This is a genomic window from Martelella sp. FLE1502 (assembly GCF_053484255.1).
This window is the reverse complement of record NZ_JBAKFQ010000004.1, coordinates 19,455-40,240: the sequence shown is the minus strand read 5'-3', so window position 1 is coordinate 40,240 and position 20,786 is coordinate 19,455. Positions and strand designations below refer to the sequence as shown.

Annotated in this window: 17 protein-coding genes; 13 read left to right on the top strand and 4 right to left on the bottom strand. The window is 60.7% G+C overall.

The window, feature by feature from the left end; translation table 11 throughout:
* Positions 1-5: 5 nt before the first annotated feature.
* Both V6767_RS04830 and V6767_RS04825 read right to left on the bottom strand, forming a co-directional pair.
* Positions 6-1,946, bottom strand: coding sequence for a hypothetical protein (locus V6767_RS04830; RefSeq protein WP_448472412.1), 1,941 nt, complete (start codon positions 1,944-1,946; stop codon positions 6-8).
* A complete protein-coding gene (locus V6767_RS04825; protein ID WP_448472411.1) occupies positions 1,943-2,575 on the bottom strand; it encodes a hypothetical protein in 633 nt (210 codons plus the stop codon). The genes V6767_RS04830 and V6767_RS04825 overlap by 4 nt, the downstream gene beginning before the upstream one ends.
* 296 nt (positions 2,576-2,871) lie before the next feature.
* Between V6767_RS04825 and V6767_RS04820 the strand changes: the two genes are divergently transcribed.
* A complete protein-coding gene (locus V6767_RS04820) occupies positions 2,872-3,504 on the top strand; it encodes a tyrosine-type recombinase/integrase (protein ID WP_448472410.1) in 633 nt (210 codons plus the stop codon).
* Between the two features lie 430 nt (positions 3,505-3,934).
* Here V6767_RS04820 and V6767_RS04815 read toward each other — a convergent pair whose 3' ends face one another.
* Entirely contained in the window at positions 3,935-4,888 is a 954-nt protein-coding gene (locus V6767_RS04815) for a helix-turn-helix domain-containing protein (RefSeq protein WP_448472409.1), read from the bottom strand.
* 542 nt (positions 4,889-5,430) lie between these two features.
* On the opposite strand from V6767_RS04815, the gene V6767_RS04810 reads away from it, so the two are divergent.
* From V6767_RS04810 to V6767_RS04755, 12 genes are all read left to right on the top strand, one after another.
* Entirely contained in the window at positions 5,431-7,083 is a 1,653-nt protein-coding gene (locus tag V6767_RS04810) for an arylsulfatase (RefSeq protein WP_448472605.1), read from the top strand.
* A gap of 82 nt (positions 7,084-7,165) precedes the next feature.
* Positions 7,166-8,191 (top strand): HAD family hydrolase, encoded by a 1,026-nt coding sequence (locus V6767_RS04805; protein ID WP_448472408.1) that lies wholly within the window; start codon positions 7,166-7,168, stop codon positions 8,189-8,191.
* Positions 8,192-8,259: 68 nt separating this feature from the next.
* Positions 8,260-10,203, top strand: coding sequence for a multiheme c-type cytochrome (locus V6767_RS04800; RefSeq protein WP_448472407.1), 1,944 nt, complete (start codon positions 8,260-8,262; stop codon positions 10,201-10,203).
* Between the two features lie 989 nt (positions 10,204-11,192).
* Complete coding sequence (locus tag V6767_RS04795) at positions 11,193-12,275, top strand: ABC transporter ATP-binding protein (RefSeq protein WP_448472406.1); 1,083 nt, start codon at positions 11,193-11,195, stop codon at positions 12,273-12,275.
* A gap of 25 nt (positions 12,276-12,300) precedes the next feature.
* Complete coding sequence (locus tag V6767_RS04790) at positions 12,301-13,275, top strand: ABC transporter substrate-binding protein (protein WP_448472405.1); 975 nt, start codon at positions 12,301-12,303, stop codon at positions 13,273-13,275.
* A 5-nt stretch (positions 13,276-13,280) separates the two neighbouring features.
* On the top strand, positions 13,281-15,023 hold the full coding sequence (locus tag V6767_RS04785) for an ABC transporter permease (RefSeq protein WP_448472404.1): 1,743 nt from the start codon (positions 13,281-13,283) through the stop codon (positions 15,021-15,023).
* A complete protein-coding gene (locus tag V6767_RS04780) occupies positions 15,011-16,036 on the top strand; it encodes an MBL fold metallo-hydrolase (protein ID WP_448472403.1) in 1,026 nt (341 codons plus the stop codon). Before V6767_RS04785 ends, V6767_RS04780 begins: the two co-directional genes overlap by 13 nt.
* A 3-nt stretch (positions 16,037-16,039) precedes the next feature.
* Positions 16,040-16,639 (top strand): dual specificity protein phosphatase family protein, encoded by a 600-nt coding sequence (locus tag V6767_RS04775; RefSeq protein WP_448472402.1) that lies wholly within the window; start codon positions 16,040-16,042, stop codon positions 16,637-16,639.
* A gap of 7 nt (positions 16,640-16,646) precedes the next feature.
* The gene (locus V6767_RS04770) at positions 16,647-17,645 is read left to right on the top strand and encodes a LacI family DNA-binding transcriptional regulator (protein ID WP_448472401.1); all 999 of its coding nucleotides are present in this window, start codon (positions 16,647-16,649) and stop codon (positions 17,643-17,645) included.
* A gap of 592 nt (positions 17,646-18,237) precedes the next feature.
* Entirely contained in the window at positions 18,238-18,675 is a 438-nt protein-coding gene (locus V6767_RS04765; protein ID WP_448472400.1) for a DUF2231 domain-containing protein, read from the top strand.
* Positions 18,668-20,296, top strand: a complete 1,629-nt coding sequence (locus V6767_RS04760) for a PQQ-dependent sugar dehydrogenase (protein ID WP_448472399.1) — start codon at positions 18,668-18,670, stop codon at positions 20,294-20,296. Before V6767_RS04765 ends, V6767_RS04760 begins: the two co-directional genes overlap by 8 nt.
* A gap of 72 nt (positions 20,297-20,368) precedes the next feature.
* Entirely contained in the window at positions 20,369-20,506 is a 138-nt protein-coding gene (locus V6767_RS04755; RefSeq protein WP_448472398.1) for a hypothetical protein, read from the top strand.
* A 60-nt stretch (positions 20,507-20,566) separates the two neighbouring features.
* On the opposite strand, the gene V6767_RS04750 is transcribed toward V6767_RS04755, so the two are convergent.
* Positions 20,567-20,785 (bottom strand): hypothetical protein, encoded by a 219-nt coding sequence (locus V6767_RS04750; RefSeq protein ID WP_448472397.1) that lies wholly within the window; start codon positions 20,783-20,785, stop codon positions 20,567-20,569.
* Between the last annotated feature and the right edge of the window lies 1 nt (position 20,786).

Genomic DNA, 20,786 nt, shown 5'->3' with positions numbered 1-20,786 from the left:
TGTTCTTACCACATCCATTCGTCTTCTCGAGAATTCCTTACATTATCGCAAGAAACATGCTCGAGGACTGCCGGTACGGCGAGGCTGGTGACGAAAACTTGGACGTAGGGCATTTCGTCCGAGAGCGAGGCGAGACCCTTCACAATTTCCGAGACGTTGTCGTCGACGGTCTCGTCCGTACGTGGGGAATCGATGAATAGGAGGCCTGGGTGGCGGCCGACACCCCGCGCCTCGCTCACCCGCAACATCGCGAGCACTGTTGCGATCTTGAGGCGTTTGCGTTCGCCCGGCTGGCAATCACCGAAGAACTGCTGCCCTCCGGCTTTCCGCAGCTTCATTCGCGTGCCTTGGAATTCGATGTCCTCAAGCATGATCATTCCGAAGGACCGGGCGAATTTCGTCGCCTCGGTCGCCACCTCCGCAAGTATCGCCTTCTGCTCGTCAATGAAGAATGAATTCGTGACCGTGTCGGCGGCGTTGAGTACTTTAAGATCGTCGTTCGGCGGAGGGGCATCTCCGCCAGTCAGGCGACGAACTTCCTCGATCTGCGCGTCCAGCTTGAGCGCTTCTTTCCAAGACTCCGTCGGCGTCTCCGAAGCGGCAATCTCCGTCTGGAGGTTCTTTAGCTCGGTCTCCAGGCCCTCGCGTTCCTTAATCTTGGTTTTGAGGCCCCCGTCGACCTTCTTCTCGGCTACCTTTAGCTTGCTGAGCCGGTTCTTCGCTTCTTCTTCCCTCTCGACCAACGTCTCCCGCACGCCGGTCACGTCGTCTTCTGCCTTCGGTTCATGACGTCCGCAGACGATGCAGTCATGGTGCTGCTGCCGTTCCTCGCGGAGGTCGTCGGTAAATACCTCATCGCAGCTGGGGCAGTATTCCGGGCGCAAAAGCCGGAAGACGGCACCTGCCTGCCGTGCCTCATCGAAACCGTGCCGTTCCCGCACTGCATAGGTAACCGCCTCTTCGGCGGCTGACAGGTCGGATACGATGTCCGCCTGCCTTCGCGTCAGGGCGTGGATTTCTGCAGATACGGCCGCCAATCGGTGGATTGCCGTCCGTTCCCTCGATACCACCGCTTCGACACGATCCGGCCCGGCCAGACGCTTGCCGACCTTTTCCCGGTCCGATTCCAGCTCGGTGAGCCGGAGTCGCGCCGCGCTTTGGCTGCGTGCGGCGGCCTGCCCGATGCGCTCGCCCTCAATGCCAATTCGCTTGATCACCGCCTTGATGGTCGTGTGGGTCCCAACCCAAGGCAGACCGATGAACATCCGCATGAGATAGGTTTCCATGCCCCCGACTCCCGCGGGGCTATTGCCGAAAATGTTTTCGGGGTTGGGATCGATTGCCAAGACCGACGACAACCATGACCAGCCGTGATCCTGGGCAACATCCTTGCCCTTCTGGTTCACCACGATCCGCGTGGAATTCAGCCCAAGCTTGTCGAAGAAGAACGTCTCCATTGCGGCTTCAAACGACGTGGCGTCCTGGAATGTCGACACCACGAACTCGCGGCCATTCTTCAGTTGCACCAGCGAGCCTCGTTGGGCGTGAAAGTCTTTGATCCGGGTCTCGAACACCTCATTGTCCACCGAGAAGCGCAGCGTCATCGCTTCGAACCAGCGCTCCATGTCTTTTGCCAGAGAGCTGCGTCCGACGAGTCCCAGCTGCATGAACCTCAGGAGCGTAGTCTTGCCCCTGAGATTGCTGTTGCTGACGATGGCGTACAGGCCTGCCCCGAGGTCCTTCCACTCGAAGTCAATTTCGTCATCGAGAATTCCGGCTTTCTTGCCATTGAACCGTAGTGACAGTATCCGCACCCGCTGCGGAACGGCGGGACGGATGATAGGTTTAACCGAGTACCGGTCGAGTACTTCTTTGACATCCTCCCTGCCCACACCGGCCTTCTTGGCGATCGCCTCATACCAGGCGTTGATGTCCGTGTTGATCATGTGGGGCCGCCTCCGAACTTGTCGAGCTTGGACTTCACGAGGTCTGTGATCGTGGGAATGTACGTCATGATGGCGGTATCGTGGTATTGGCGCGTCGAGTGCTGCACGGACTTGAGTTCGTTGCCACGTCTGGGGCCGGCGACATCAACGACCAGCCGTGCGCGGTCGCGGTACCAGCCAAGCAGCGGGAAAGCCTTCGTGATCGTCTCGCAGAACTCATCGGTCTTCTTGGTTAGGAAGAAGAAGTGCGAATGACCGACCGCTGTCTTCCGGCGCTCCGGTCTCACGAGACCCCGGCATTCGAGTAGGGCCAACGCGGTGTCCAACGGCTCGTATGCACCGAAGTGCTTGCGCAGCATTGGGATCGTGCGGAGAGAGGGTTCACCGTCATCGCATATCGCCCTGGCGATATCCAGCTTGGTCGGTTCGCCAGTCAACTCGTGCTGGGCAATCAGTTCGAGCGCTAGGTAGTCTGGGTAACGAACCCAGAAGTCCATCGCTTGTAGCCGCTTTTCGCCGCCGAACACATGCGGGTATGTCTCGACCATCTCCTTGTCCGAGTTATCGGCTTTTCCTGCATTCAAAAGAAACAGCAATCGGATGGCATCACGCTTGTAATCTCGCGCCATACATCCTCCCTATATGCGTGCTATGTGATTAGCTTATGCGGGGAATGCAACCTAGTAAAGTGCTCGCGAAACCCATGCAGAGATCAAGTCGGAGGTCGGCCACCTCTTTATGGCAGCTAATTCGTCCGCGAGCTTCAGAACCGGACGGTCGGGGAAGCGACCCCCATTTCTACCGGTCTGGAAAGCGCCCCCATTTCGGACGTTCAAGCTTCGACTTGGTACTACATAAACTTGCCATTCGCTTGCATTGCTCGCCTATCCTCCTGACGGCCAATCATGGCCGAAGGAGAAACGACATGGGTATAGCACAATACGATCCTGCCATGCACGGCAGGCCAGCATGGAACGCCGGACGAATCGTCGGTATTAAGAAACCCCTGAAGCAGCGCCAAGTCTGGGCGATCCGCTTCTTTCTCGATCGCGAAGGGCGAATGCGTGATCGCGCCCTGTTTGATCTCGCCATAGACAGCAAGCTTCGGGGCTGCGATCTCGTCAAGATCAAGATCGGTACGCTGGTTTCGGGGCCATCGATCCGGACCCGCACCATGGTGGTTCAGCAGAAAACGGGTCGCCCGGTTCAGTTTGAGATCACGACGGACGTGAGAGCCAGCTTGCTCGCCTGGTTGGAGCGAAGAGGTGGAACGGTTGACGACTACGCTTTTCCCAGTCGGGTCGATCCTGCCGGTCATCTGAGCACCCGACAATATGCACGATTGGTCGACGAATGGGTGACAGCAATCGGCTTACGACGGGAAGACTACGGTACACATTCACTCCGCCGGACCAAGGCGGCGATGATCTACAAGGCAACCGGTAACCTCCGTGCAATCCAGATTCTGCTCGGTCACAGCAAGATCGAAAATACGGTCCGGTACCTCGGTGTGGACATCGATGATGCCCTTGAACTAGCAGAGCACACCGAGATCTAGCTTTGTGCGGTTTCGTTTGGGGCGGGCCGCGCATCCTTATAATTGCCTGCCGCGCATAACGACAATCATCGAGCGGAAAGCAGTTTATGCTTGCGGAAGGCTTAGGTCATGCATCTCTCTCGAGAGAAAAGGTCTCTGCCTTCAACTCTTTTGGGCCGGTTGGCAGATCAGAAACGGAGGTGCGCTTTTCCACTTCGCAACGGTCTGCCCATTGACCCATACCACTTTAGGAGCGCGGTCAGACTCGCTTGATGATTTTGTACTTCTCGAAGGGCTGCCGCAGTCGGCTTAGCACTACCGTGTCAAGTCTGTTCCATAGTGCAAATCTCCAGGTGGCAGGAGAAAGACACCACCAAGTTCAGGAGGCAATCACCTGTCCATTTCTTATTCTTCCGAAGCACAACTATGCCAAAAAGTCCGGCAGCGCGCTTCACGCCAGAGTGCGCTTCACACCATTGCGATAGGTGCTTGGCGAACAGCCCATCCAGCGCTGGAAGGCTCGGCTGAAATTCGCATGTTCCTCATAGCCGAGCGCGAAAGCGATCTGGGCGACGGACGAATCTGTCTGCGTCAGAAGCGCCATGGCCCTATCGCGCCGCGCCATCTCGACGATCTCGCGATAGGTATATCCCGCGACGCGCAGACGCCGCTGCAGGCCCTGAACACCAAAGCCGGCGATTTCCGCAGCACCGTCGATATCGGTTTGGCCCGCCAGAAGCCGCAAGGCGACGACCGCTGAAAACGAACGCGCCGGTTCGGGCGCTTCGCTCAACGCGACATCGCCAGTCACCTCCCGCAGTGTCAGGGGTTTTAATGCAAGAGCGTCAGCGGCGGGATGAGGCTCGGCGATCTCCTCAATTGAGAATGGAATGGCGATGCCGGAACCATTGCATCGCAGATCGGTCTTCAACGCGAGCTCGATCATCGATGACGACTTGTCGCGCGGATAGCAGACCTCGATGAAGTTTGGTCGCCAATCGGCGCCGAGATAGACCTGCGCGAACGCCAGCATGGGAAAGATGATATGATCGGCATATTGCGTGGTGGTCTCGCCGATGATCGGCGGGGTGACCCGCCATATCCAGCGTCCATTTTCCAACTCCAGGGTCATGGTCGTGCCGAACAGCTGGGTCCCAACCGTCGCACAGGCGCGGCGAAGTGCACCGCCCAGGCACCCGGCCTGCGCGGAATAATCGGACCATTTTCCATAGACCCGATAGGACATAGCCTTGCCGACCGACAGTCCCAGGCTTCGCTCGCCAAGCACCCTCGCGCTGCTTTCGAAGAGCGCACTCATTAAACTCAGTGGTATCGGCATATTCTTGTGTTCGAGGACCTCAAGCGGCAGGCCGGACTGCTGAAACGCCCTGATCAGTCCGCGCATTCCGCCGGTCTCCTCGACCATGGCCGGTAATGGCCCGATCCCCCTCAAACGCGCAAGCGCAACCGAACTGCTTCTTTTCGTCACCGCCATCTCCAAAGTGACGTCAAATGAAAAGCGCCGCCCTCCAATTGATCGTATTGAACAAGAGTACCAAGGGACGGGTGCAAGCCGACTTGAACCGAACAATTGTCAAACGTCAACGCATCATGCCCTTCAGGGGCTGCCGTTTGTCGGGTCTTGTGTTCCACATAGCAATTTTGGACATCAACCTCAACGCGCATATGACAGAAAACACGTTCAGACAGATGGAAGAGGAAATTTCTCCGGTTCGCGGTTCCAGACCGGCTTCGGTCTACGCGGCGACTTGCTGCAAGACACGTCATTCAATGTATTCGCAACCAGATCAGCGACGCTTGGGCAAACGCCGGAGCGAGATGGAGGGAAAACCCATGACACTGAGTTTCAAGCCCGCACGGGCGGCGAAGACGGGGGCCGTTCTCGCAGCCGCCCTGTGCGCTTCGGCACTGACAAGCATGAACGCTATGGCCCAGGACAGCCCTAGCACAACCGCGCCCGCGGAACAGCCCAACATCATGTTCATCATGGCTGATGACGTCGGCTACATGCAGCCCAGCATTTACCACCGTGGCCTGATGGTCGGCGAAACGCCGAATATCGACCGTATCGGCCATGAAGGCGCGATGTTCACCGACTACTACGCCCAGCAGAGTTGCACGGCGGGCCGCACCTCCTTCTTCACCGGTATGAACCCGGTGCGCGCCGGCATGCTGCTGCCGGAAATTCCAGGCTCCGAATCCTATCTGCGCAAGGGCACGCCTTCGCTTGCCGTTTTCCTGCGCGATCTCGGCTACACCACCGGTGAATTCGGCAAGAACCACCTTGGCGACACGGCCGAATCGCTGCCGACCGCTCATGGCTTTGAAGAGTTCTGGGGCTATCTCTATCATCTGGATGCCATGCAGGGCGTCAGCTTCCCAGACATCAATTCCAGCCCGACCGAGCAGGCCGTTGTGCCGCCTTGCACAAACACCCCGGTACCCGGCCTGTCCGATCCGCCCGGCGCGATCGACCCGGCTGACGGTCTGTGCATGACGCCGCCGCGCCCGGTCATCGCATGCTCCTCGTCGGATGGCACGGAGGCAAACCAGAGCTGCACCGATGAAGGTCCGCTCACGCTTGAGCGCTCGAAGACCGTTGATGAGGAAATCTCCGCCAAGGTCGTCGACTTCCTCGACCGCAAGGATCCGGACAAGACCGGCAAGCCCTTCTTCGTCTGGTACAATCCCGCGCGCATGCATGTGACCACGGTTCTGTCCGACAAATATCAGGACATGATCGGCACCAAGGGCGGCAAGGACTGGGGCCTGAACGAAGCCGGCATGAAACAGGTCGATGACAATATCGGCCTTGTTATCAAGAAGCTGGAAGAGATGGGCGAACTGGACAACACCATCCTCGTGTTCACCACCGATAACGGCGCTGAAACCATCACCTTCCCCGATGGCGGCGTGACGCCGTTTGCGGCCGGCAAACTGTCGACCTGGGAAGGCGGCATGCGCGTTCCGCTCGTCGTTCGCTGGCCGGGCCACATTGAGCCGGGTACGATCAACAATGACATGTTCTCCTCGCTTGACTGGCTGCCAACGCTGGTTGAACTGGCTGGCGGCGCCAAGGGCGATGATCTGAACAAGCAGATCCAGGCCGGTGATTATCCGGGCATCGTCAAGACCAAGCTGGACGGCTTCAACCAGGTCGGCTCGCTGACGGGCAATGAGGGGTCCGCGCGCGATACGTTCTTCTACTATTCAGGGCAGACGCCTTCGGCGGTGCGCTACAAGAACTGGAAGATGTATTTCGCCATGGTGGATCAGGATCCGTCCAAAACTTTCCTTGGCCCCGTCAAGTACAGCTGGACACAGGTCGTCAACATCAAGCGTGATCCCTTCGAGCAGTCGATCGGTTCTTTCTCGAAGACGTTCAACGGGATCGGCGGTGCGCTCGGTTCGCCTTCGACAGCCTATGCCTATGACTGGAACATGCTGCCGATCGGTCAGGCCCTGTGGCTGAAGGAGCTGGAATCCTACAAGGAATTCCCGCCGCTCCAGCACCCGGCCGCCTATAACCTTGATGCTGTGATCGCCGGTGTGAAGGCGTCCAGCACATCGAAGGAATAGGCCTCCGCCTGCCTAGCGAAGAGCGAAAAGGGCGGTCGGAAGTCCGCCCTTTTCGGTTGAACGAGAACCGAGGAGAGAGGCAATGACGATGAACAGAGATATCCGCGCCGCACTGATTGCGCCCGTTTTCGCATTGGCCATGGCGGCATTCGCCGAGGCTGGGGAAGTTGCCCCGCTTGCCTCCTGGAATGACGGCGACACAAAACAGGCCATTCTTGATTTCGTTGCAAGCGCGACGGATGAAGGCGACCCGAACTATGTCGCGCCGGCCGACCGGATCGCGGTGTTCGACAATGACGGAACGCTGTGGACCGAGCACCCGATGTATACCCAACTCGCCTTTGCGCTCGATCGCGTCAAGGCGCTGGCGCCCGATCACCCCGAATGGAAGACGACCGAGCCGTTCAAATCCGCGCTTGCCGGCGACATGAAGGGTCTGGCAGCAAGCGGCGAGAAAGGGGTGGCCCAACTGGTCATGGCGACCCATACCGGTATGAGCACGACAGACTTCGAGGCCATCGTCGCAGATTGGTTCAAGACCGCCAAGCATCCGCGTTTCGACCGGCCCTATACCGAGCTCGCCTACCAGCCGATGTTGGAAGTGCTGGACTATTTCCGCGACAACGGGTTTCAGACCTATATCGTGTCGGGCGGCGGCATCGAGTTCATGCGCGTCATTACCGAGGAAGTCTACGGCATCCCCCCGCAGCAGGTCGTTGGCTCGTCAGTCAAGACCAAATTCGAGATCATCGATGGCAAGCCGCAGCTAACGAGAGAAGCCAAGCTCGCCTTTGACGATGACAAGGACGGCAAGCCCGTCGGCATCAATGCCATGATCGGCAAGCGCCCGGTTGCCGCCTTCGGCAACTCCGATGGCGACCGCCAGATGCTGGAATGGACCGCAGCAGGCCCCGCCGCGACCTTGATGATGCTGGTCCATCACGATGACGGTACCCGCGAATATGCCTATGGCCCGGCAGGCGGCCTGCCAGAATCGCCCTTTGGTCACATGTCGCAATCCACCCTGGACGAGGCGGACGCCAGCGACTGGACCGTGATCAGTATGAAAAACGACTGGACAACGATCTTCCCGGAAACGGCGAGGTAACCCAGCTGCGCCGCGGCGCGAATGCCGCGGCGGCTTTTCCGGCGGACGGGTTTCGCAAGGAAACTCACTTGAAACATTTTGTAGTTCTTTGTCTTTTTCTTCTGACGTCTCCGGCCTTTGCTCAAAAACAAGCGCATTACGTCGGATCCGAGCAATGTGCCAACTGCCATGATTATGAAACGCGCGGCTGGATCGGGTCCGATCATGAACGCGCGTGGACTGCCGCGACTGCTGACAATATCCGCGCCGATTTCAACGGCACTACGTTTGAGGGGGCGGGCATGTCCGTTGTTTTCTCACACGATGAGGCGGGTTATCATGCGCTGGTGACGGAATCCGATGGCACGACGACGCAGCGCGATGTGCATTCGGTCGTCGGCATCGAACCGCTGCAGCAATATCTTTTCGAGACGGAGCCCGGCCGTTTGCAAAGCTTCGATGTCGTCTGGGACACCGAAAAGAAACAATGGTTCCATCTCTATCCCGACCAGGTTTTGCCGCCCGAGGACGGCCTGCATTGGACCGGGCCTTATAAGAACTGGAACGCGCGTTGTGCGGAATGTCACGCGACGGGTTTTGAAAAGAACTACGATCCGGGGACCGAGCGTTATCACTCGACTGAAGCCGAAATCGGAGTCGGTTGCGAGGCGTGTCACGGGCCGGGGTCAGGCCATGTGGAATGGATGAAGACCCATTCTAAAGCCGAAGCGAAGGAAAATCCGGGTTACGGCCTGACGATGGAGACGAATGCGGGCACGCAAGCCTGGATTGAACAATGCGCCGGTTGTCATTCCCGCCGCGAGGCCTACGGCGATGGCAATCCGCGGCCCGGCACGCCGTATCACGATGCCTACCGGTTGCTCACGCTGAACGGCGGCCTCTACTATCCCGATGGCCAGATCCGCGGCGAAGTCTATGTCTACGGTTCGTTCCTGCAGTCGAAAATGTATCGCAAGGGCGTCGGCTGTCTGAACTGTCACGATCCCCATACGACCGAACTGATTGCCGAGGGTAATGCGCTTTGCACGCAGTGCCACTCGCCAGCCGGCAATGCCGAATTTCCGACGCTGCCGCTGGAGGACTATGACATGCCGGAACACCATCACCACGAAACAGGGACAGCCGGCGCGGATTGCAAAAGCTGCCATATGGCGGAGCAGGTCTATATGGGCAATGACTGGCGGGCCGATCACAGTTTTCGCGTTCCTCGACCCGATCTCGATGCCATCACCGGTGCACCGGATGCCTGCACCGGTTGCCACACAGACGAAACGGCAGACTGGGCAGCACAAACACTTGCGGAATGGTATCCACAATCCAGCCACCGTGGACCGCATTTTGGCGAAGCCTTTGCCATGGCTTTGCAAAATCCCGTACTGTCAAAGAACAGGCTCGTCGAGATCGCCAATGACGACGAGACTGCGGATATCGTTCGGGCGACGGCGCTTGCTCTGCTGAAGCCGCTGCAGGACCGGGACGCGGCCGATGAAACGGCTGCGCTTCTGGACGATGAAAGTCCGATGATGCGCACATTTTCTGTCGGTTTGCAGCCTGTTGCGCCGACAGAAGCCGCTGTCGGCAACGTCGCGCCACGATTGTCCGATCCGTCCCGAACGGTGCGCTTTGCCGCACTGCGACAGCTTTTCGGACTGCCCGTCGAGAGCCTACCGCAAGACGTCCGCATCGATCATGATGCGGTGATGGCCGAATGGCGCAGGTCGCAGTCCTACAGAGCCGATTTTCCGGAAACGCATCTGGTCCTGGCAGGCAATGCGCTGCTCCGGCGCGACTATGAGGAAGCGCTTGCGGAATTCCGGAAATCCGTCGCGCTCGATCCGCAAAGGCTGGATGCCTGGAGCATGATCATACGCCTCACAAGTGCGCTCGAGGATGAGAGAGCCTTAAGGGCGGTGGTATTGGCGGCGCTTGAGGCCAACCCGGGATCCACTGAGCTACGGAATTTTGCTCATCAGCTCGAAGTGGTGGTTCCTTCTAAAACCACATCTGACTAGCCGTTCATTTCCAGAACGGACAAGCCCACACTTCTGATGAATGACTAATGTTTAAGAGACCTCATTCCCACAAGCAGCTTGGCATTCTCAGCCTATCAAATGGCAGCTATTCCCTCAATTCTCCCTCAAAACCGGACAGTCCGCAGACGGCCCCAGAGCGGCTACTCATTTTCCGACGAAACAGACTTCGCTTTCGTGCTATTCATCTCGTCTTGTGAGCTGGAATATGCTCTGATACGGCGTCTCTTATTTTTCTCCGTCGATATTTTTCGCTTAGAAAAATCTTGGTACATGGTACACGACGAGCTTGCCTTTCTAATTGACTTTATAGAGTTTTTTTAACTCAGTTCGTCCAATCGATCATGGGGGCCACGGCAAAGCGGGAAGCCGCTGGAAACTCTCGTTTTTTAGTTTTTTCAGACACTTATAGGAACTCTTTATCTGCCTCTTTATCTGCCTCTTTGCCGCTCATTCGGTGCCAAAGGCGTCAATCTCAACACCGGCCTGGGTACAAAGTGTCAAATAGACATCGTGTACCAAATCAGGAGATCATCAGGGGCTCGATCAGGACACGCAAACGCAAAGCTGGCAGCAGCATCAGCCGTGCGCGCATGCGAGTGATGCGAGAGGGAACGTCCTATCATGAGACCAAGACTTTTGCCAAACGCCCTACCGCAACCCCTTGGATAAAGAAGCGTGAGAATGAACAATCCAGACCTGGCGCGCCGGAGGAATATCGGCGCCTCTGGATAACGTTTGAACATGTCAGCCGGCGATCGAACTGGCGCAAGCGCGGTTATCGGCTGTCACGATCGAAAGCTGTTGCCGCGCTCTCAAAAGCCAATTTTCATAAAACCGAAAACCCACTGAAACAGAACTGTCACACGGCCGGTGCATTGATGGCGGCGAAGTTTGCAAAGCATTGCAAAACGCCATTCCACCGGTCTCGGAAGGGTTTCCCGACTGCGGCCGACAGCGCGGGGCAGCCTATGAGCGCGATCGAACTCGAGAACGTCGACAAGTCTTTCGGCAAGACCGGCGTGTTGCACGGCATATCGCTTTCGATCCGTTCGGGCGAGTTCGTTGCCGTCCTCGGCCCCTCCGGCTGCGGCAAGACCACGCTTTTGCGCGCCCTTGCCGGCTTCGAACAGATCGACCGCGGCGCAATCCGGGTTGGAGACGCGCTTCTTTCCGGCCATGGCCGGCATGTCGCGCCGGAAGAGCGCGGCATCGGCGTGGTGTTTCAAAGCTATGCGCTGTGGCCGCATATGACTGTCTCCGGCAATATCGCCTACGGACTCAAGGTCAAGGGCCTTGGCCGCGCCGAGCGCGAGGCGCGCACGGCCCGCGTTCTCGAGACGGTCGGGTTGACCGCGTTTGCGGATCGGCGGCCAACCGAACTTTCGGGCGGCCAGCGACAGCGCACGGCGCTCGCCCGCTGCCTGGCGATGGATGCCGGTCTCGTGCTTCTCGATGAGCCGCTTGCCAATCTCGATGTCCATCTGCGCGGCGAGATGGAGGAGGAGTTTGCCCGCTTCCACAAGGCCTCGGGCGCGACGATGTTTTACATCACGCATGATCAGTCGGAGGCGCTGGCGCTCGCCGACCGCGTCGCCGTGATGGACAAGGGCAGGATCAGCCAGTTCGCCAGCCCCTCCGAACTCTACAGCCAGCCGGCAAATGACATGGTCGCGACCTTTATCGGCGAGGGCCAGATCGCGCCGATTACGGATTTAAAGCCCGATCGCAGCGGCTATGGTTTCGCCCGCTTCTTCGGCGAGCAGGTGCGGGTGCGCAGCCGGCCTTCGGCACGTCCTTGCGCCGAAGCGCGCATTGCCTTTCACCCCGCCGACCTGAAGCTGACCGAAACCGGCGGCCTTGGCGCGACCATCCGCCGCATCACCTATCGCGGCGACATTGTGCGGGTCGAGCTTTCGCTCGGCCCGGATGAGAAAACCTTTTTCATGAACGTCCCTGCCCCGGCACGCATCGAAGCCGGGCAGCGCGTGGCCGTCACGCTTGCAGACGGCTGGGTCCTGCCGGACCCGAAAACAGCAGAAGCCTCCCACTGAGCACCAACAATCGAGGATATCCCCGATGAAACTCTCCATGCTTGCCCTTGCGACCCTCAGCACGCTTGCCTTCACGGCGGCCCATGCCGAGGAAACCATCACGCTTTACACCAGCCAGCCGCCGGAACAGGCCCAGCAGACGGTCGACGCCTTCGAGGCCGCCAATCCGGATATCAAGGTCAACTGGACCCGCAACGGCACCTCAGCCCTGATGAACGTGATGCGCGCCGAAATCGAAGCCGGCAACATCCAGCCCGACGTGCTGCTGGTCGCCGACCCGATCAATCTCGGCACGCTGAAGGCCGAAGGCCACCTGATGGCCTATCCGGAAGCACCCGTCGACGGCTATGACAAGGCCGCCTACGACAAGGACATGACCTTCTTCGGCACCAAGGCGATCACCACGGGCATTGCCTACAACACCGAGATCGCCGAGCCGGTCGAAAGCTGGAACGACCTTCTGGTCGAAGACAATCGCGGCATGATTGCCGTTCCGAGCCCGCTTTATTCGGGCGCGGCGCTGAACCACCTGCACGCCCTGATCAACACGCCGGAAATCGGCTGGGACTTCTATGAGGGGCTCAACGATCTCGACATCGTGCCCGAGGGCGGCAATGGCCCGGCAACCAAGGCCGTGGCCTCCGGCATGGCCAAATACGCCATCATCGTTGACGCCAACACGCTGCGCGCCAAGGCCGATGGTTCGCCCGTCGACTATATCGCGCCCAAGGAAGGCGTGTCCTTCATCGGCGAACCGGTTGCCATCATGAGCACGACCGATCATGAAGAAGCCGCCAAGAAATTCGTCGATTTCCTGCTTTCGAAGGAAGGCCAGGAACTGGTCTCCGCCCAGGGCAATATCCCGCTTCTGCCGGGCGTCGCAGCACCCGAGGGCTATCCCGACCTCTCCTCGATGAAGCTCATCGGCTATGATGTCGACGAAGCCGTGAAGAACAACGACCAGGTGCGCGAGCAGTTCGCCGAGATCTTCGGTCTGTAATCGCAATGTCGCTATCGACCACAGCCGCCGGAGGGCGTCCTTCATGGACGCTCTCCACCCTTTCCGGGCTTTTGAAGAACGAGCGGGCGCTGATGCTGGCGCTGGCGCTTTTTGTCGGCGTCTTGTCGATCCTGCCGCTCGGACGGCTCGTCTACGCGGCGTTTGTGACCAGCGCTGGTTTCGAGCTCGACCGCATCGCCGACGTTCTCGGCGGCCGCCGCGTGTTCGAGGCGACGGTCAACACGATCTGGATTTCGCTTTCAGCCACCGCGCTTGCCACTGTTGCCGGAACGATCGCCGCGCTTCTGGTCGGCGCGAGCGACATGCGCGGGCGAACCGCGTGGGTGTTCGGCTTCGTTCTGCCACTGATGATCCCGCCACAGGTCATCGCGCTCGCCTGGATCCAGGCCTTCTCGCCGGCAAGCCCGGTCATGAACCTTCTGGGCATTGCCCTTCAGCCAGGCATGCGGCATCCGCTCTATTCGGCGGGCGGCATCGTCCTGCTACTCGGCCTCTACAACGCGCCTCTGGTGTTTCTGGCCGTCAGGGCCAATCTGCGCCGCGTGCCCGCCGATCTGGTGGAAGCGGCCCGCGCTGTGGGCGCGACGCCCTTGAAAGCGACGCTTGGCGTCATCTTGCCCTTGATCCGCGGCGGCATTTTCGCGGGCGCGGCGCTTGCCTTCGTGTCGTCGATCGGCAATTTCGGCATCCAGGCGATGCTCGGCATTCCGGCCCGCGTGCCCACGCTGATCACGCTGATCTACCGGCAGCTCAATTCCTATGGTCCGTCGGCATTGAACGACATGGCGCTTCTGGCGCTGCTGCTCGCGGTTCTGACAATCCTCGGCATGGCCATTGCCGGATTTCTGAGCCGCATGGGCGACCAGCGCGTCGATGGCGCGTCCAGACCGTTCAAGTTTCCCCTCGCCGGATTCCGCCTTCCCGTCACCGCGCTGGCGTGGGGCTATCTTCTCATTGCGCTGGTGCTGCCGCTGTCCGCACTAGCCGCTTCGGCTCTGGTGCGCGGATACGGGCAGCCGCTCACACTGGAGACGCTGACCTTGGAGAATTTCTCCAACGCAATCTTCCATCACGAGGGCATTCGCGAGGCCTTCTTCACAAGCCTCTGGCTGACGGGGCTTGCGGTCGCTATCCTGATCCCGGCCTCGGTCGCGCTGGGCTATTTCCTGAGCTGGCGAAAGGGCGTCACCCCGCGCCTGCTCTACCTCTCTTCCCAGCTCGCCTATGCGCTTCCCGGCATCATCATCGGGGTGGCGATGATCCTGTTCTTTCTGAAACCCATGCCCGTCCTGGGCACAAGTCTCTATGGAACGATCTGGGTCATTCTCGCGGCCTATCTTTCGAACTTCCTGGCGCTGGCGCTGCAGCCGGTGCTTGGCGGGTTTGCGCAGATCGAGCGGTCGCTGGATGAAGCCGCGCAGGTGGTCGGCGCGGGCATCTTCCGCAGGCTGAAGGATATCATCCTGCCGGTGCTGGCGCCTGCCGCTGCGGCCTCTGCCATCCTGGTGTTCATGACCGCCATAAACGAGATCCAGACCTCCGTGCTGCTGGTCTCGTCGCGTGCGCAGACCATCGGCCCGATGATCATCTTCCTGGAGGAAGCCGGGTCATCGACGCTCGCCGCCGCCGTCGGTTGCCTGATGGTCATCGTCATCCTCGCGCTGATGCTTTTCAGCCTCACCTTCGCAAGAAGGCTTCCGCAGGGAGTGCTGCCGTGGCACGACTGACAGTGATCAGCGGATTGAACCGCAAGAGCGCCGCCATCTTCCTCGTCGAGGCGGCCGGCAAGCGCGTCCTGTTCGATTTCGGCGACGGCCTCGACAAGGACGAACATCCCGATATCGACGCCATCGGCGCCGTCGATGCGATCTTCCTCAGCCATGCGCATCAGGATCATGCCGGATCGATCGAACGTCTCGATGCGGTCGGCAATCCTTGCGTCTTCGCAACCGGCCGGACACTCGATTTCCTTCAGGGTCGCATATCCGCGGAGCGTGCGCGGGTCATTCCGGAACAAGGCTCTTTCGAGGCCTGCGGGTTCAGGCTGACCACCGGACGCTGCGGCCATGCGCCGGGCGGCGTCTGGTTCCATATGGAGACGGCAGCAGGCGGCTTCCTCTACACCGGCGACATCAGCCTAGAATCGCGATGCATGGCATTCGACTGTCCTCCGCCGGCAGCGACCGTTGTGGTCGACGCCTCCTATGGCGACCGTGCGGAAAATCTCGACGACCAGATCGCGGCCATTTCCGACTACGCCGAAGGCGGCGCGGTGCTCTGCTGTCCGGGCGCCGGACGGGGCACCGACATGGTGCTCGCAATGGCATCACGCGGACATGACGTCCATGTCTGCGCGGCCGTCGGCAGGGAAGTCGAGGCCGCGACCGGTGAGGCGTTCCCGGTCGTGGACGGCGAAAGCGCGGAGCCTGGCCAGGTGATCGTCGCGACGGAATCCAACGCCGAGGCCGGTCTTTCGGCAGCACTTCTGCAAAGGAAGGATTTTCGCCTGATATTTTCAAGCCATGTCCCGAACGGCACGCCGGCGCGTGCTCTCATTGAGCGCAACGAGGCCGTCTGGCTTCCCTGGAACGTCCATCCGCGACGGGACGATGTCATAGACCTTGCCGACCGTTGCGGCGCGCGGCAGGTTCTGCCAGCCTTTGTCGACATGACAACCGCCCCTGAACTTGCGCGAGCCCTCGGCAAACGCCTGAGACTGGAACGCGAGACGGAGATTTAGACCGTGACAGAAAAGCGCCTTGGCGTTCCAGATCACGTGCCCGAGGGAGAGGAACGCGAGGACGGGCTACCGCTTCTCTTCCCCGTCATCGAAGATTTCGGCCCGCACGCAAAGACGCTGTTTCTCGGCAATCTCGCGGCCGCCGAGGATCGCGAGTGTCTTCTCGCGGCGGGGATCACCGAGACCCTCAACGTCTCGATCAACATGTTTCCCGGTCCGCTGTTGCTTGCGGACGGGACCCATATCCGCCGCTACCAGATCGGGATGATCGACGGCGACGGCAATGATCCGCATCTTCTGGCGGCAGCCGTGTTCACGATCGAAGGCCTGATGCGCGGCTATGTCCCCGCGAAACCGCATTATCCAAAGCATCGCAAGGGCAATATCCTGGTGCATTGCCGCGGCGGACGCTCGCGCTCGGTTGCGCTGATCGCGTTGTGGCTTTCCACTTTCGCCCGCGACAGGTTTGAAAGCTTCGAGAGCGCGCTTGCGCATCTTCGAACCTTGCGCGGTCTGAGCGACGGCTACCCGCTGCCGCCGATGCTCGCCCTTGCCGAAGAGGTCAGGCGGCGCGACCTGCTGGGCGCAAAACACGCGATATAGGTGGCGCATGGCCGAGAAATTCATCTCCGCAGGCGATGTCGCCCGTCTTGCCGGCGTTTCCCGCTCCGCCGTCTCGCGCACGTTCACCGAAGGCGCGAGCGTCGCGCCCAAGACCCGCGCCAGGGTGATGAAGGCGGCCGAAGAGCTTGGCTACCGCGTCAACCTCCTAGCCCGCACGCTGCACAAGGAACGCTCGGATCTCGTCGGTCTTGTCGGCGCGAACCTCTCCAATCCCTATATTTCCGCCCAGGTCGATGCGCTGACGGCAGCGCTTTACGAAAACGGTCTGCAATGCATGCTGCTCAATCTGGCGGGCCAGCAGGACGACATGGAGAATGCCGTCGCAAAGCTGCTTGAGTACAGGGTCCGCACAGTCGTCCTTCTGTCCGGGGCCGTGCCGGATACGCTGATGCGGCTGGCGTCGGCGAATGGCACGCGTCTCGTACTCATCAACCGGCCGCTGCCGGAAAAGATCGGCCTTGTCGACCAGATCGAGGCGGATTCGGCCGCCGGCGGCGCGCTGGCGGCGCGGCGGCTGATCGCGGCCGGTTGCAGGAACGTGGCCGTTGTGCTGTCGGGTTCGCGCACGTCCGCCAAGCTGGCACGCGCGAAGGCATTCATCGCAGTGATGAGGGATCATCATGTTCCGGTCACCCAGTGGAGCCAGGGGCGCAACACTTACGAGACCGGCGTCGAGGCCGCCCGCGGGCTTCTCGGAAAGCCGGGCATCGACGGAATTTTCGGGGTAACCGACGAGATCGCGCTCGGCGTGATGAACACGGCCCGCCACGAACTCGGCCTGTCCGTTCCAGAAGACGTCTCGGTGATCGGCTTCGACGACGCGCCGATCTCCAACTGGTCCTCGCACCAGCTCACCACCATCAGCCAGTCGCTGTCCTCGCTGACACGGGCCACGCTGAAAGCCATCACCGGCCCCGCAAACGCCCCCTCCTCCCACCACTTCATCCCCGTACGACTGATCGAACGCAGATCGGTGCGCGCGTAAGGTTCTCCGGGTGAAAGGACAGGCATGTGAAGCGCCCGCGGAACAACGGCTGGATAACGCCGAGGGGCAGACGACCCCGAAGTCCCGCCGGAGATTTCTCATAGCTTTGCAGTCTGCCCCTTCACGACTTCATCGTAATCGTTAGCAACGGATTCCACCGTCTGCGGCGAACAGGTCGCTATGGGGATCGCGAGGGCAGAAATGTCTCAACTGCGCGGCGCAGGCCCCGAGACATTGCGATAGGCGGCGGGGAACTGCGCGCTGCGGATGGCGAAGCGCTGCGGCTGTTCAACATTTTCGGCATAAGTCAGGCGCTTTCCAGCCCCTATACGGGCGTTCTGGCAAACTCGCCTCGCCACTCGAGAAGCGCCGCTTTCGCCATACATCAGAGCCCAAAGCCGGAAGTTTCCCTCGTCGAGTGGGCAGAGCGTTACGGGGAGCGCCTTCTCCTGCCGTTCCGGATTGAAACCGTGCATTTACCACTTGGCCAAAGGCTCTGCGGCACCCGCTGAATGCATCCTCCCGCACCCGCCAGGAACAAAACCGCCTTCCGCCTGTTGGGGCCGCGTTCGAACGCAAGGAGGTTACGCTCATGCATACACGACAGAACGCGGTGGGCAGGTATCCCTACCGCTCCGTATTTGTCCCGTTTCCGCTGGTGGCATTCAGCTTCGCGCTGATCACGGATATCCTCTATTGGCGGACGTCCGTTTTGATGTGGCAGCACTTCTCCGAATGGCTGTTGCTGGGCGGGCTCGTTTTCGGCGCGCTTGCGGTGCTTGCCGGCATCGGCGACGCGCTGCGCCCCAACGCCCGCCATTACCGACCCGGCTGGGGCGAAACGGTCGGCTACATCGTCGTTCTCGCACTCGCGATCCTGAACAGCTTCGTCCACGCTGGCGACGGTTGGAGAGCGGTGGTGCCGGGCGGTCTGATCCTCTCCGCGATCACCTTCATCGCGATCCTCGCCACGCTCTGGCTTTCCGCCGTCCGCCCGTTTTCCCATGAATGGAGGATCCTCCATGACTAAGTTCAGCCTTACAAGAAAACGCGTCCTCGCCCTCACGGCGGGTTCGGCGCTCATTACGCTGTCCGCCTGCGGCGACGGCGGCCAGGTCGACCCTTCAGAGCAGATCGGCGCCGATCCGGTGCTGCCCGAGCCGGAGCATTCCCTGCTGCCGAGCATGAAGGTCGCCGAAGTCGTCGGCTGGGACGAGGGCGAGACGCCCGATGTGCCCGATAACCTGACTGTCTCGGCCTATGCCGGGGATCTCGCCAATCCGCGCACGGTGCACACGCTTCCCAATGGCGATGTGCTGGTTGTCCAGGCGCGCGGACCGGCCGGCCAGCCGCCGGACCGGCCGAAAGACCTGATCCGCGGCTGGATCATGTCGATGGCCCATGGAGGCGGCGGGCAGCCGAAGGAAAGCAACCTGATCACGCTGCTCAGAGACACCGATCGTGACGGCGCGGTAGATGAACGCCACGACCTTCTGACCGACCTGAACTCGCCCTTCGGCGTCGCCTGGGCCGACGACACGCTCTATGTCGCCGCGACGGATGCGATCCTGACCTATCCTTACGAACTCGGCCAGACCGAGATCACGGCAGCGCCCGAGGTGCTGACGCCGCTTCCCGGCGGACCGATCAACCACCACTGGACCAAGGATTTGGCGCTGAGCCCGGATGGCGAAACGCTTTATGCCTCCGTCGGGTCCAACTCCAACATCGCCGAAAACGGCATCGAAGCCGAAAAGGGCCGCGCGGCGATCTGGCAGGTCGATCGCGAAACCGGCGCCGCGCGTATCTACGCGTCCGGCCTGCGCAATCCCAATGGCCTTTCGATCAATCCCGATACCGGCGCGCTCTGGACCGTCGTCAACGAACGCGACGAACTCGGCCCCAATCTCGTGCCGGATTACATGACCTCGGTTGAAGACGGCGCGTTTTACGGATGGCCATGGAGCTATTACGGCGATCATGTGGACGCGCGGGTTCACCCGCAGCGCCCGGACATGGTGGACCAGGCGATCGCCCCGGACTATGCGCTCTCCAGTCACGTGGCCCCGCTCGGCATGGCCTTTTCGCAAGGCTCGGCACTGCCCGAGGATTATGCCGCAGGCGCATTCGTCGGCGAGCACGGAAGCTGGAACCGGACCGTGTTCAACGGCTACAAGGTCGTGTTCGTGCCGTTCGTGAACGGCGAGCCGGCTGCCGCCGCGGTCGACGTCGTCACCGGATTTCTGGACGGGGATGAGGCGCGCGGCCGGCCGGTCGATGTCGGCATCGACGGAACCGGCGCATTGCTCATTGCCGACGATGCCGGCAACACGGTCTGGCGGGTCGCCGCCGCCGATGGCGCGATCACGCCGGAGCCGCTCGGAACCGACGAAATGCCGGCAGGCTCCATAGCCGCGGGCATGGCGGCGGCAGGCGGCGAAGGCAACACCGGTTCACAGCCCTCGGAGATACCTGCCGCGGCGACCGGCGACGACGGCAATGCGTCTGGCGACGGGGAAGCCCCGCCGCCCTCCGCCGACGAACAGCTCACCGGCCAGGAGCCGGTGGAAGGCGGGCAGGCGGACACGCCACCGCAGACCGATATCGTTCCGGCCACGGAGCCGCCCGGCAGCATCAAGGACACGCAGTAACCGATAGACGCGGCGGGCGCAGGGCGTCCGCCGTTTTTGAACGGTCGCCGGTTACCCTGAAAGGAGATAAGCATGAGAGGTTGGAGCATTGCGGGCGCAGCCATCATCATCGTGGTGATCATCGCTGCCTTCGCCATAGGCAGAAGCAGCGCCGACAATGATGATCAGGCCGACAAGGCGCCCCCTCACGCGATGAACCCGAGCAACTGATCGGCGAAAGAAAAGCGCCGGACGCAAGCCCGGCGCTGCTATTTGGAATCGAACTTCACGCTACTCGTCCTTGCGGCGGTTGGCGCTGTGGTCCTTGTATTCCTCGCTCTGCACGTTCTTGCCATCAAGCCCGCGCTCCTCGGAGTGGCGGGCCTTGTCGCGGTTGGACAGAACCTCGTTCTTCGGCAGGATTTCGTCCTCAAGGTCCGTCAGGGCGCCTTCGCCGCTGCTCTTGCCCTTGGAACCCGGTCCGAAATGTTTCTTGTCGGCATTTGCCATC